At 75.8% G+C, this 12,756-nt stretch carries 8 protein-coding genes and 1 pseudogene; 4 read left to right on the forward strand and 5 right to left on the reverse strand.

The features are described 5' to 3' along the window. Positions 1–67 precede the first annotated feature (67 nt). Both modA and ACIQKA_RS04495 read left to right on the forward strand, forming a co-directional pair. Positions 68–883: a molybdate ABC transporter substrate-binding protein gene (modA, locus tag ACIQKA_RS04490; protein WP_402539951.1), complete on the forward strand. Its 816-nt coding sequence runs from the start codon at positions 68–70 to the stop codon at positions 881–883. A gap of 91 nt (positions 884–974) precedes the next feature. Further along, entirely contained in the window at positions 975–2,987 is a 2,013-nt protein-coding gene (locus tag ACIQKA_RS04495) for an ABC transporter permease (RefSeq protein ID WP_402539953.1), read from the forward strand. A 95-nt stretch (positions 2,988–3,082) separates the two neighbouring features. On the opposite strand, the gene ACIQKA_RS04500 is transcribed toward ACIQKA_RS04495, so the two are convergent. Continuing rightward, positions 3,083–6,277: an AfsR/SARP family transcriptional regulator gene (locus tag ACIQKA_RS04500; protein ID WP_402539955.1), complete on the reverse strand. Its 3,195-nt coding sequence runs from the start codon at positions 6,275–6,277 to the stop codon at positions 3,083–3,085. Positions 6,278–6,703: 426 nt separating this feature from the next. Between ACIQKA_RS04500 and ACIQKA_RS04505 the strand changes: the two genes are divergently transcribed. Continuing rightward, entirely contained in the window at positions 6,704–8,269 is a 1,566-nt protein-coding gene (locus ACIQKA_RS04505; RefSeq protein WP_383442315.1) for a PQQ-binding-like beta-propeller repeat protein, read from the forward strand. Positions 8,270–8,322: 53 nt separating this feature from the next. Here ACIQKA_RS04505 and ACIQKA_RS04510 read toward each other — a convergent pair whose 3' ends face one another. After that, positions 8,323–9,342 carry an NADPH-dependent F420 reductase gene (locus tag ACIQKA_RS04510; protein WP_383150921.1) on the reverse strand — a complete coding sequence of 340 codons (1,020 nt, stop codon included), beginning with the start codon at positions 9,340–9,342 and terminating at the stop codon, positions 8,323–8,325. Here ACIQKA_RS04510 and ACIQKA_RS04515 point away from each other — a divergent pair. After that, positions 9,245–9,610: pseudogene (locus tag ACIQKA_RS04515) on the forward strand (protein kinase); the annotation flags it as partial. The gene ACIQKA_RS04510 and the pseudogene ACIQKA_RS04515 sit on opposite strands and share 98 nt — an antisense overlap. A gap of 181 nt (positions 9,611–9,791) precedes the next feature. Here the strand turns inward: ACIQKA_RS04515 and ACIQKA_RS04520 are convergent. From ACIQKA_RS04520 to ACIQKA_RS04530, 3 genes are all read right to left on the reverse strand, one after another. Further along, complete coding sequence (locus ACIQKA_RS04520; RefSeq protein ID WP_402539956.1) at positions 9,792–11,195, reverse strand: DEAD/DEAH box helicase; 1,404 nt, start codon at positions 11,193–11,195, stop codon at positions 9,792–9,794. A gap of 236 nt (positions 11,196–11,431) precedes the next feature. Beyond that, complete coding sequence (locus ACIQKA_RS04525) at positions 11,432–11,635, reverse strand: cold-shock protein (protein ID WP_033201600.1); 204 nt, start codon at positions 11,633–11,635, stop codon at positions 11,432–11,434. A 218-nt stretch (positions 11,636–11,853) separates the two neighbouring features. Further along, positions 11,854–12,693, reverse strand: coding sequence for a DUF817 domain-containing protein (locus ACIQKA_RS04530; RefSeq protein ID WP_402539957.1), 840 nt, complete (start codon positions 12,691–12,693; stop codon positions 11,854–11,856). Positions 12,694–12,756 lie beyond the last annotated feature (63 nt).

Here is a 12,756-nt window from a genome sequence, read left to right on the forward strand (position 1 = left end):
CTCGGCCGTCGGCGCGGCCGGCCTCTTCCCCGCACTTCCGATCCGTCTCCAAGGAGTCCAGACCCTCATGTCCCTCACCCTCACCGGGCGCCGTGCCGCCGCCTGCGCCCTCACCGCCGCCCTGCTCGTCCCGCTCGCGGCCTGTGCGAGCGACGACGGCAGGAAGGGCACCGGCGGCTCCACGGCCACCGCCTCCGGCTCGCCGAGCGGCGCCCCCGCGGCGAACCTCACCGTGCTCGCCGCCGCGTCCCTGACCGACGTGTTCAAGACGGCCGGCGCCGCGTACGAGAGGTCCCACCCCGGTACGAAGCTCACCTTCTCCTTCGCGGGGTCGCAGGAGCTCGTCGCCCAGGTCTCCCAGGGCTCGCCCGCCGACGTCCTGGTGACGGCCGACACCAAGAGCATGGACAAGGCGAGGGCCGACACCGGCGCCCCGGTGGTCATCGCCGAGAACCGCCTCGTCATCGCCACCGGCGAGGGCAACCCGCACGGGATCGACGACCTGAAGGACCTCGCGGACACCAAGCTCAAGGTCGTCCTCGCGGCCCCCGAGGTCCCGGCCGGCAAGTACAGCGAGCAGATCCTCGACAAGCAGAAGATCGCGGTGAAGCCGGTCTCCCAGGAGCCCAACGTGCGCGCCGTGCTCAGCAAGGTCGAGCTGGGCGAGGCCGACGCCGGCCTCGTCTACAGGACCGACGCCGAGAGCGCGAAGGACAAGGTCGACGCCGTCGAGATCCCCGACGGCCAGAACGCCGTCGCGCAGTACCCGGCGGCCACGCTGAAGGAGTCGAAGAACGCCGGGGCCGCCGCCGCGTTCGTCGCCTGGCTGTCCTCGCCCGAGGGACAGAAGATCCTCCAGGACGCCGGCTTCCAGAAGCCGTGACGCGCGGGATCGACCACGATCGGGAGGGGCTGCCCCGCACCGGGGGACCGGGCGGCCCCTCCGCTCCACCCCCACCTCTCCGGGACGGACGATGAAACGATCAGACATGCGCGTCTCCGCGAGGCGCCCCGGGAGCTCCCGGCCGCCCCTCGCCCTCGCGCTGCCCGCGCTGGCGGCCGTGGCCTTCCTGGCGCTCCCCCTGGTCGGCATCCTCGTACGGACCGAGTGGGGCGAGCTCGCCGGCCACCTGACCGCGCCGGGGACCGTCGAGGCGCTCAAGCTGTCGCTCCTCGTCTCCTTCTGGGCGCTCGGCCTCTCGCTGCTCCTCGGCGTCCCCCTCGCCTGGCTGCTCGCCCGGGTCTCCTTCCCCGGCAAGGCGCTCGTCCGCTCGCTCGTGCTGCTGCCGATGGTGCTGCCGCCGACCGTCGGCGGCGTCGCGCTGCTCCTGGCCTTCGGCCGGCGCGGACTGCTCGGACCGTGGCTGGAGGGCACCTTCGGCATCACCCTGCCGTTCCACACCTCCGGTGCGGTGGTCGCGGCGACCTTCGTCGCCATGCCGTTCCTCGTCATCAGCCTGGAGGGCGCGCTCGGCGGCCTCCGGCCCCGGTACGAGGAGACGGCGGCGTCCCTCGGGGCCCCGCCGGTCCGCGTCTTCTTCACCGTCACGCTCCCGATGGTGGCGCCCGGGGTCCTGGCGGGCGCGGCGCTCACCTGGGCGCGGGCCCTCGGCGAGTTCGGTGCCACGATCACCTTCGCCGGGAACCTGCCCGGGACGACCCAGACCCTCCCGCTCCAGGTCTACCTGCTGCTCCAGGAGGAGCCCGAGGCCGCCACCTCCGTCTCGCTCCTGCTCCTCGCCATCGCCATGGGCGTCCTGATCGCCCTGCGCGGGCGCTGGACCGGCACCCCGACGGACGGGAGGCGCCACCCCGCCCCCACGGAGGAACCGGCGCCGGGGGAGCGGACCACGGGGGAGCCGGCTGCGGCGTCACCGACCGCCGGACAGCCGGCCGCGGCGGGACCGGCCGCGGCGGTACCGACCGCCCCGGAAGGCGTCCCGCCCGGCGGGCGCTGGGCCCTGCACGCCGACGTCACCGGCTTCACCCGGCTCACCCTGGACGCCGGACCCGGCACCACCATCGCCGTCGTCGGCCCCAACGGCGCCGGCAAGACCACCCTGCTCCGCGCCCTCCTGGGCCTCACCCCGCGCGCCCGCGCGGACCTCCGGCTCGGCGACGAGGACGTCACCGCCCTGCCCCCGCACCGCCGCCACGTCGCGTGGGTGCCGCAGGACGGCGCGCTCTTCCCGCACATGTCGGCCCTCGCCAACACCGCCTACGGCCTGCGCGCCCAGGGCGTCGCCCGGTCCGAGGCCCGCCGCGAGGCGCAGGCCTGGCTCGACCGCCTCGGCGTCGGCCCCCTGGGGCACCGGAAGCCCGCGCAGCTCTCCGGCGGACAGGCCCAGCGGGTCGCCCTCGCCCGGGCGCTCGCCGCCCGCCCCCGGCTCCTCGTCCTCGACGAACCCCTCGCCGCCCTCGACCAGACCACCCGCGCCCACGTCCGGCACACCCTGCGCACCCACCTCGCCGGCTTCGGCGGCGTCTGCCTCGTCGTCACCCACGACCCCGTCGAGGCCGTCTCGCTCGCGGACCGCGTCCTCGTCCTCCAGGACGGCCGGGCCCTCCAGGACGACACCCCGGCGGAGGTCACCCGCCACCCCCGGTCGCCCTGGGTCGCCCGGATGCTCGGCCGCAACGCCTGGCCCGGCACCGCCACCCCCGACGGCCTCGCCCTCGACGGCGGCGGCACCCTGGTCGCCGCCGAGCCCCCGCCGCCCGGCACCCCGGCGCTGGCGATCGTCGGGCCCGAGGCGGTGTCCCTCCACCGCGAGAAGCCCGCCGGCAGCCCCCGCAACGTCTGGCCCGGCACCGTGCGCGAGATCACCGCCAGCGGCAGCCGCCTCCGCGTCCTCGTCACCTCCGAGGGGGCGCCCGACCTCGTCGCCGAGATCACCCCTCGGGCCGCCGCCGAACTCGGCCTCGCCGACGGCGTGTCAGTCTGGACCGGCATCAAGGCGACCGAGGCGACGATCGTCACCCTCTGACTGACTGACTGACCGCCCCGGGTCGACCGGAGCCCCCGCGCACCGCTCGCGGTGTTCGGTGGGCGGGGCCCGCACCGCCCCGGGCCGTCGCGCCGTCAGAAGCGTTCCCCCGGGGACGGCGCCGCGCCGGCCAGGCCGTCGCGGGCCAGGGCGCACTCGTGGGGGTGGTCGTCCGCCCCGGGCAGGGCGAGGGCGGCCTCGAACTCCCGGCGGGCCTCGGCGTGCCGGCCCGCGGCCGCGTAGGTGCCGCCGAGCCGGACGCGGACCTGCATCTCCAGCCACGTACTGGTGTGCCGGGTCAGCGCCGACAGGGCCTCGTGGTGGGTGTCGACGGCCGGACCCAGCCGGCCCCGGACGTGTTCGGCGGCGGCGAGCCGCGAGAGGGTCACGGCCCGCAGCGGCGGGTCCTCGACCTCGCGGGCCAGGCCGGCCGCCCGCCGCAGCAGCCCGACGGCCTCCGCGGTCCGGCCGAGGGCCAGCTGGGCCTCGGCGACGAAGCACAGGCTCCCGGCGATCGTCCGGGGCCGCCCACCCTTCTCGGCGAACGCCAGGGCGGTGACGTAGAACTCCAGGGCCTCCTCGTACCGCCCCTGCCGGTGGCGGATCGCGCCGAGGTTGCAGGTCACGATCCCGGCCAGCCAGTCGTCGCCGAGCCCGACCGCCCGCTCCACCGCCTCCTCCAGCCGGGCGGTGCCCTCCTCGACCCGGCCCAGCATCCACTCCGAGACCCCCATGCCGGCGACGGCCCGCACGCGGTCCCGGGGGTCGCCGTGACGGGTGCCGTGCCGCAGCGCCTCCTCGAACCAGGAGTACGCCTCCCGGAACCGCCCCCGGTGCACGTCCAGGAACCCCATGCAGTTGCGCAGCGCGGCGGGCATCCGCCGGTCGGAGGCCCGGTCCGCGCAGGAAAGGGCGAGCTCCAGGGCGGCCCGGCACTCGTGGTGGTGCCCCTGCCCGAGCAGGGGGTCGGCCAGGGCCTCGGCGATCCAGCAGGCGTGGTCGAACTCCCCGGCGGCGACCGCGTGGGCCACCACGTCCACCAGCTCCCCGCCCGCCGCGCCCAGCCACGCGGACGCCTCCCGCCAGTCGGCGAACGGAGCGCCGCCGACGCCCTCGGGCCCGGTGGGGAACGCGTCCGGGCCCCAGTCGGCGGCGAGCCGCCCGGCGGCCGTGTAGAGCCGCAGCACGGCGTCCCGGTCCGCGGCGGCCTCCTCGGGCGCCTCCGCGGCGAGCTGCCGCGCGTGCGCCCGTACGAGATCGTGCAGCCGGTAGCGGCCGGGATGCGGCTGCTGCACCAGGCTCGCGTCGACCAGGTCCTCCAGGACCCCTTCGGCGTACTCCCGGGAACGCCCGAGGGCGACGGCGAGCACGAGGCCGTCGAAGCGCGCCGTCGGGGCCAGGCCCACCGCCCGGAACCCGCGCCGCAGTCCGGGCGCCAGCTGGTCGTACGACATCCGGAAGGCGGCCTCCACGCTGCGGTCCTCGGCCCGCAGCTCGCCCAGGCCGCGCGCGTCGTCGGACAGCCGCCCGGCCAGGAAGGCCAGGGTCCACGACGGGCGGTTCTGCAGCCGGGCGCTCGCGATGCGCAGCGCCAGGGGAAGCCCGCCGCAGCGGCGGGCGAGTGCGCGGGCCGCCCCGGGCTCGCGGTCCGCCCGGTCCGTGCCGAGGAGCTCGCGGAGCAGTCCGACCGCGACCCCCGTGTCCAGCGGCTCCACGGTGAGCCGTGCGTCGGCGTCCAGGCCGGGCAGCCGCTGCCGTCCCGCGACGAGGACCCGGCTCCCGGGCCCGGCGGGCAGCAGCGGGCGCACCTGCTCGGCGCTGCGGGCGTCGTCCACGACGAGCAGCAGCCTCAGCCCGCTCGTGGCGGCCCGCCAGGCCGTGACCAGCTCCGTCAGGTCGTCCGGCTCGTTCCCGTCCTCGGCGCCGTGCCCCTGGTCGCGGACCGCCCGCAGCAGCCGGCGCAGGGCCCGCCGCGGGTCGACGGTCTCGTGGGCGGCGCCGTGCGCGTGCAGGTCCACGAACAGGCAGCCGTCGGGGTGGTCGTCGGCCAGCGCCCAGGCGGCCCGCACCACCAGGGCCGTCTTGCCGACCCCCGCCGTGCCGTCGACGGTCACCACGGACACCGCTCCCGGGGACACCGGAGCGGTGAGCAGGGCGAGTTCGGCCTCACGTCCGATCAGACAGGCCGTGTCGCCGGGGAGTTCGTTGCGGTGCCGCCGGGCACGGCGGGTCCGGTCGGACGCGCCGGTCCGGTCCGGGAGCCCGGGACGCTCGTCGTGCCGGGGCCGGGGGAGGCCCGGGGGAGCGGAGCCGTCGGCGAGGTGGTGCTCGACGTCGGCGCCGCCGGAGGGACGGGAAGCGCCGTCGCCGCCGGCGACGACCGCGACAGCGGGGAGGCGCCCGGCAACGGCCCCCGTGCCGCCACCGGAAGCAGGACCGGCCCCCGCACCGGCCCCCGCACCGGCCGTCGCCCGGCCGAGCAGCAGCCGGTCGTCCCGCCGCAGGACGGCCTGGTGCACCCGGCGCAGCTCCTCGCCGGGCTCCACGCCCAGGTCGTCGAGGAGCAGGCGCCGCGTCTCCCCGTAGACGGCGAGCGCCTCGGCCTGCCGGCCGCTGCCGTACAGCGCGCGCATCCGCAGGGCGGCGAGCGGCTCGTCGTGCGGCGGGGCCGGTGCCGCCGCCATCAGGCCGTCCAGGGCCTCCGTGTGACGCCCGAGCAGGACGAGGCACTCCGCCCGGTCCTGGAGCAGCGCGCGCCGCTGCCGGGCCAGGCGCTGCCGCTCGCTCCCGGCGAGGGGCCCCGGCAGCCCCGGCAGGGGCTCCCCGTGGAGCAGCTCCAGGGCCCGGCCGCCGTGGTCGAGCGCCGCCCCGAGATCGCCGGAGGCCTTCGCCCGCCGGGCGTGGGAGGCCCGTTCGGCCAGTTCGGCGAGATCGGTCCCGGTCCCCTCGGGCACGAAGCGGTAGCCGCCGCGCCCGCCGAGGATCACCGACCCGCCGGGACCGGCGTCCGGTCCGTCGAGCGCCTTGCGCAGCGCGTAGACGTAGCTCGGCAGGACCCGGTGGCCGGTGCCGGGGGGCTCGGCGCCCCAGACGTCGTCGAGGAGGCGCTCGTACGTCACGAAGGCCGGCGCGCGCAGGACCAGGGCGGCGAGGACCGCCTGTCTGCGCACCGGCCCGAGGGCGATCCGCCGGTCGCCGCGCCGGGCCCGGACGGACCCGAGCAGCTCGATCCGCAGGTGCTCCCCCGCACCGGCCGGAACTCCGCCCGGCCCCGCTGCCCGCTCGTCCACTTCGCCGTCCCCGTGTTCTCCGTGCGCCCCGTGCCCGCGCAGTTCTCCAAGAGCCTTTCTTCAACAGGATTTCATCGCCCTTGCAACGCGGGGCGGCAGGGTTGGCCGAGTTGTGTCGGGCACCCACGCATCGACGGGGGGCGGAGGTGCCGGGTGACGACGCACAGGGCGGGGCGGCAGTGTCGGCTGCCGCCCCGCGGCCGTCGGGGCGCCGGGCCGCCGTCTCGCCCGCCGGGCCCGATCCGGCCGGAACGGTCCGCGGGGCGCGCCCGTCCGCTCCCTCGCGCGTCCGGACCGCGGCCGCCGGACCGTCCGGCGAACGCGCCGCGCCCCGGGGGGCGTTCGGCGACCCCGGACCCGGTGAGCGCCGGCCCGGCCGGCGCGAAGAACGTGCAGCGCGAAGAACGCGAAGAAGGGTAAGGACCGATGGAGCGCCCGCCGCAGCCCTGGTACGGGCAACGCCCGCCGCAGCAGACGGTTCCCGGCAACCCGTACGCCCCGGAGGGGTACACCCCGGCACCGCCCCCGACGCCCCCGGCGCCCGCCCGCCGCCGGCGCCTCGGCGGGGGACCGGTGATCGCCGGGATCGTCGCCCTCCTGCTCCTGGCGGGCGTCGGCGCGTACGCCGTCCGGAGCGACCGGCAGGGCGGAGCGGACGCACCGCCCGTGGCGACGGGAACGGCGCCCCCCTCCGGGACGCCGACCGCCTCCCGTACCCCGGCCGTCCGCACCCCCGTGCCCGAGAGGATCCCCACGACCGGGGAGATCAACGCCGGGCGCGGGCCGGGGGACGCCACGGGGTGGATCGTCGACGACCGCACCGACCTGCCCCGCCGGAACGTCTGGCTCCACGACCTGTGGATCGTCGGCGACACCGTCGTCCAGGCCATGTACCGGAAGGTCGTCGCCCACCGCCTCTCCGACGGCGCCGAGGTGTGGAGCCTGCCGCTGCCCGCCCCCGTCTGCGAGACGCCGGTCCATCCGACCCCCGACGGCAAGGTCGTCGTGGTCTACAAGAGCAGCCGGGCCCGGAACGGCAACCGCTGCAACCAGCTCCGGATGATCGACCTGCGGACGGGGAAGGCCGGCTGGGACAAGGAGCTGACCGAGACGGGCTCGGGGGACGACACGATCATCGTCCACACCGCCATCAGCGGCGGCGTCCTCGCGATCGCCCGGAGCCTGAAGGCCACCGCGTACCGCGTGGCGGACGGGGCCGAGCTCTACGACATCCCCGTGGAGAACCCCGGCGGGTGCTATCCGGGCGACGTGGCGGGCGGCGCCCGGCTCCTGGTCGTCTCCGACTGCGCGGTCGGCGCGGACCGGAGCAGGACGTACGGGCAGATCAGGGAGATCGACCCGGGCACCGGCAAGGTGCTCTGGCGCCACCGGACCCAGCAGGGCTGGCGGGTCGGCAAGGTGCTCTCCACCGACCCGGCCGTCCTCACCACCTTCCACGCCGAGGAGCACACCAAGAACTGGCGTGTCGTCTCCCTCGGGCCCGGCGGAGCGCCGCGCACCACCATCGACGCCAGGGAGAAGGGCTTCGCGTACTGCGCCGACTCGGGGGACGCGGGCGAGGGCGTCCAGAACTGCCCGGGCACCCTGGTCGACCGGCGGGCCGTGTACCTGGGCGGGACCGACCGGGTCGGCGCCTACGACCTCGGCACCGGGAAGCTCCTCTGGGGCGTGAAGGCCGGCGAGGGCGACATCCTCCACCCGATCGCCGCGGAGGGGGGCACGCGGGCGCTCGTCTACGAGGTGCCCCGGTCGGGCAGCCCCGGCGGGATCACCCGCTTCGGCCCGGGCGGCGTGGACACCAGGGAGCAGGTGCTGCGCCATCCCGCCCCGGCCCGCTCCGCGGAGTCCGGCATGCTGGCGGGAAAGCTGGCCTACGCGCGCGGCCGCATCGTCATCACGCCGTCCCACGTCGACGGCGACGACGCCCGGCACGAGGCCCGCATGCTGTCCTTCGCCCCGGAGGGCTCGTGAGGGGCCCGGCCCGGGAACGCGCGGTCCCCCGGGCCGGGCGGAGCCCCGTCCGCTCAGCCCCGGAAGGCGGCGGGACGCTCGGGAGACGCCTCGGCGAGGGCCTTCGCCACGGCGTCGGCACCCGCGCGGAGCCCGTACACCGGGGTGTCGGGCTGCTGCCGCCAGGAGTCGTCGATGCCGCCGGCGTCGACCGTGTCGAAGCCGAGCTCGTCGACGAGGGCGCGGACGGCGTCCTTGGCGGCCTCGTCGTCACCGGCGATCGGCAGGGCGATCCGCTCGGGGTCGCCGGCCGGACGCGGACGGTCGAGGATGTCCTGGGCGTAGGTGCCGTTGAACGCCTTGACGACCGGGTGGCCCAACTGCCTCTCCGTCCACCGGCTCTCGGTCAGGCCCTCGTCCTCGATGGCGGCGATCCGCCCGTCGCGCTCCCGGGGGTAGTAGTTGTTGGTGTCGACGAGGACGAAGCCCTCGGCGGCACCGGCGAGCACGTCGTCGGGGAGGTCGGGGACGTTCTTCAAGGGGATGGTCACGACGACCAGTTCGGCGCCGCGGGCGGCCTCGGCGACGGGGACCGGGGTGGCCCCGGTCTCCTCGGCGAGCGCCGTGAGCGTCTCGGGGCCGCGGGAGTTGGCCACGGACACGGTGTGACCGAGGGCCGTGAGACGACGGGTGAGGTTGCCGCCGATGTTGCCGGCGCCGATGATACCGATCTTCATGGGACGTCCTTCGTGAGCGCGGTCGCGGGGCGGAACCGGTGCGGTCCGGGAGCGCGTCCCGGGTCCGTCCGGCGCGGCGCCGGTGGGCGCCGCGAACCCTCGTCGGTGAGGAAGAACGTCACGACCCGGAGGTTTCTTCCGTGGAACAGCTGATGCCCGAGGACCCGGTCGCCATCGGCCCGTACCCGTCGTCGCCCGGGACTTCGGGCCGCTGCCCGAGCACTCGGTCCGCACCCTCGCCAACCGCCTCGCGCTCGCCCTGCGGGCCGTGCACGGCGCGGGCCTGATCCACCGCGACCTCAAGCCGTCCAACGTCCTGATCACCGTGGACGGCCCCCGCGTCATCGACTCCGGCATCGCGCGGGCGATGGACAGCCTCACCGGGGACAGCCCGCACACCCGCACCGGGATGCTGATCGGCTCGCCGGGCCTCATGCCGCCGGAGCAGGTGCGCGGCCTCGAACTCACCCCGGCGTCCGACGTGTTCTGCCCGGGCGCGCTCCTCGTCTACGCCGCGACCGGTCGCCTGCTCTTCGGCGCGACGGACGCCGGTCTGAACGCCCACCTCCTCCGGGTCGCCGAGGAGGAGGCGGACCCGGCCGGCGTGCCGGACCCGCTCGCCGGCCTCGTACGCGCCTGCCCGGAGAAGCATCCGGCCGAGCGGCCCGCTCCCCAGGAGGTGGCCTCGCGCACGGAGCCCGACCGGGCCGGGGAGTGGCTGCCGGGATCGGTCCCGGCCCAACTCGGCCGCCGCGCCGCCCACCTCCTCGACCACGCCCCCCGCGCGCCTCGGGCCTCGGGGCCGTTCAGCCGCCCCTGCGGACCTTCGCCGCCCGCCGGGCCTCGGCGGTCTTCCGGGCCTCGGCGGCGCGTCGGGACTCGTTCTTGGCGCGGCCCGGACGGCCCGGGACCGTGCCGATGCCGCGGAAGGCCGCGCCGCCGCGCTTGGCGCCCTCCTGGGTCGGGGCGCTGCCGTCGACCGGGACGCCCGAGGGCTTCCGGGCGCCGGTGATGCGGGTCAGCTCGGCCTCGCCGGAGCGGACCCGGGCGACCCGGGGCCGGATGCCCGCGTCCGCCATGACGCGGGCCACGTCCCGGCGCTCCTCGGGAGTGACCAGGGTGACGACGACGCCGGACTCGCCGGCCCGCGCGGTGCGCCCGCCGCGGTGCAGGTAGTCCTTGCCGTCGGCCGGCGGATCGACGTTGACGACGAGGTCGAGCGCGTCGACGTGGATGCCGCGCGCCGCCACGTTGGTGGCGACCAGGACCGGCACCTCGCCGCTCCTGAAGCGCTCCAGGGTGCGGTTCCGCAGCGGCTGGGACTTGCCGCCGTGCAGCGCCGCGGCCCGCACGCCGCTGCCGAGGAGGTGCCTGGTGAAGCGGTCCACGGCGTGCTTGGTGTCCAGGAACATGATCACGCGCCCGTCGCGGGCCGCGATCTCGGTGGCGGTGGCGAACTTGTCGGGGCCGTGCACGTGGAGCACGTGGTGCTCCATGGTGGAGACGGCGGCGGCCGACGGGTCGACCGAGTGCACGACCGGGTCGGTGAGGTAGCGCTCGACGAGCAGGTCGACGTTCCGGTCGAGCGTGGCCGAGAACAGCATCCGCTGGCCCCCGGCGCGCACCTGGTCGAGGAGTTCGGTGACCTGCGGCATGAAGCCCAGGTCGGCCATCTGGTCGGCCTCGTCGAGGACGGTGACCGCCACCTGGTCGAGCCGGCAGTCCTTGCGCTCCACGAGGTCCATGAGACGGCCCGGCGTCGCGACCAGGACCTCGGCCCCGTCGCGCAGCGCGCCCGCCTGCCGGCCGATCGACACGCCGCCGACCACGGTCGCCAGGCGAAGGCCCAGCGCGGTGGCGTACGGGGCGAGCGCGTCGGCGACCTGCTGGGCCAGCTCCCGCGTGGGCACCAGGACCAGGGCGAGCGGCCTGCGCGCCTCGGCGCGGCGCCCGGCGGTCCGCGCGAGCAGCGGCAGCCCGAAGGCGAGCGTCTTGCCGGACCCGGTCCGCCCGCGCCCGAGGACGTCGCGGCCCGCGAGGGCGTCGGGCACGGTGGCGGCCTGGATCGGGAACGGTTCGTCGACGCCCAGACGGCCGAGCACCCGGAGCACCTCGGCGGGCAGGCCGAGTTCGGCGAAGCCGGTGGCCGGTATCGGGGCCGGCGCGCATTCGGCCTTCCGCGTGTCGTCCGTACGGGGCGTGTCGTTCATGTGACCTTCCTGGAAACGGTGCGTTCCGAGGAATTCACGACGGGCGGTTGACCCGTGAATTGCCGCGACGTACCGAAATGCCGTGCGATGTCGTGTGAGGGGTGATGCGTGCGGATCCGGACGTGCCGCGGGAGCGGGAGGAAACGGCCTCCGGGCCGTGGGGAATCCGGAAAACGCGACGGGCCGGTGTCCTCACCACACGGGTGAGGACACCGGCCGCGTCGGACGTGTCAACGTCAGGCGGGGAGGATGTTCTCCGCCTGCGGGCCCTTCTGGCCCTGCGTGACGTCGAAGGTCACCTTCTGGCCTTCCTGGAGCTCACGGAAGCCGGAGGTGGCGATGTTGGAGTAGTGGGCGAACACGTCCGGGCCGCCACCCTCCTGCTCGATGAAGCCGAAGCCCTTTTCCGAGTTGAACCACTTCACGGTGCCAGTAGCCATGTCATATCTCCTTTTCGGGGCGTAGCCCTGGGAGCCGCACTGTGCGGATCCCGGAGTCGCCGTGATGATTGCCCCGTCCGGAAACTGCACCGAAAACAAATCAAGTGCCTGACGATGTCGAATCGTCGAAGGCACTTGTAAGTATTTGGGAACCACAACTGCAACTGACATCGACTGTAGCACGTCGTCGGCGCCCGTGCGGGAAACCCGCGAATTTCTCACCCGGAGCCGCCGAGAACAAATTTCCGGCCACCGCCCCGATCGCCGCCTCGGCCGCCGCTCCCGCCGTCCTCCCGGCCGCCGCCCCGGCCGCCGGCGGCCACCAGGACGAAGGTGACGCTGATGAGCAGCGCCCACGCGCCGAACTTGGAGAGGGGCACGGGCTGCCAGCCGCCCAGCTGGTGCGGGTAGCTCCAGGCCCCGACGTACGTGGCCGCGTTCTCCGCCACCCACAGGAAGAAGCCGATCAGGACGAACGACAGGGCCAGCGGCATCCGGTGGTCCCGGGCCCCCACCCGGAACCGCACCCACGTGCCCGCCGTGGCGGCGAGCAGCAGGGCGGCCAGCGCCCAGCGGGCGTCGGGCAGCCAGTGGTGGCTGAAGAAGTTCACGTACACGGCGCCGGCGAGGACCGCCGTGACCCGGGGCCGGTAGCCCGTGAGCCGCAGGTCGAACAGGTGCCAGGCCCGGCACACGTAACTGCCCACGGCCGCGTACAGGAACCCGCCGTACAGGGGGACGCCGCCGAACTTCGTCAGCGCCTCCTCCGGGTAGCTCCACGACCCCATCCGCACCTTGACCAGCTCGAAGAGCAGGCCTATGGCGTGGCAGCCCGCGATCACGGCGACGTCCCGGCCGGTGTCCCAGCCGACCCGCCACGCCAGGAGCGTGAGCCCGGCGCCGTACAGGAGGAGCAGGTCGTAGCGGGCGACCGGCAGTTCCGGCAGCAGCGTCGAGGCGGCGATCCCGCCGACGAGCGCGACGGCGAAGGCGCAGCAGCGCACCTCCAGGACCGCGAAGCGCAGCAGCTGGCGTGTTCCGTGGACGAACGTCTCCATGGCGGGAGGGACGCCCGCGACCGCGCGTCCGGTTCGCCGCCCCGGGAACGGCGGCGCGCCGCG

It is taken from the genome of Streptomyces sp. NPDC092045 (assembly GCF_044756005.1).
Classification (GTDB): Bacteria; Actinomycetota; Actinomycetes; order Streptomycetales; family Streptomycetaceae; genus Streptomyces.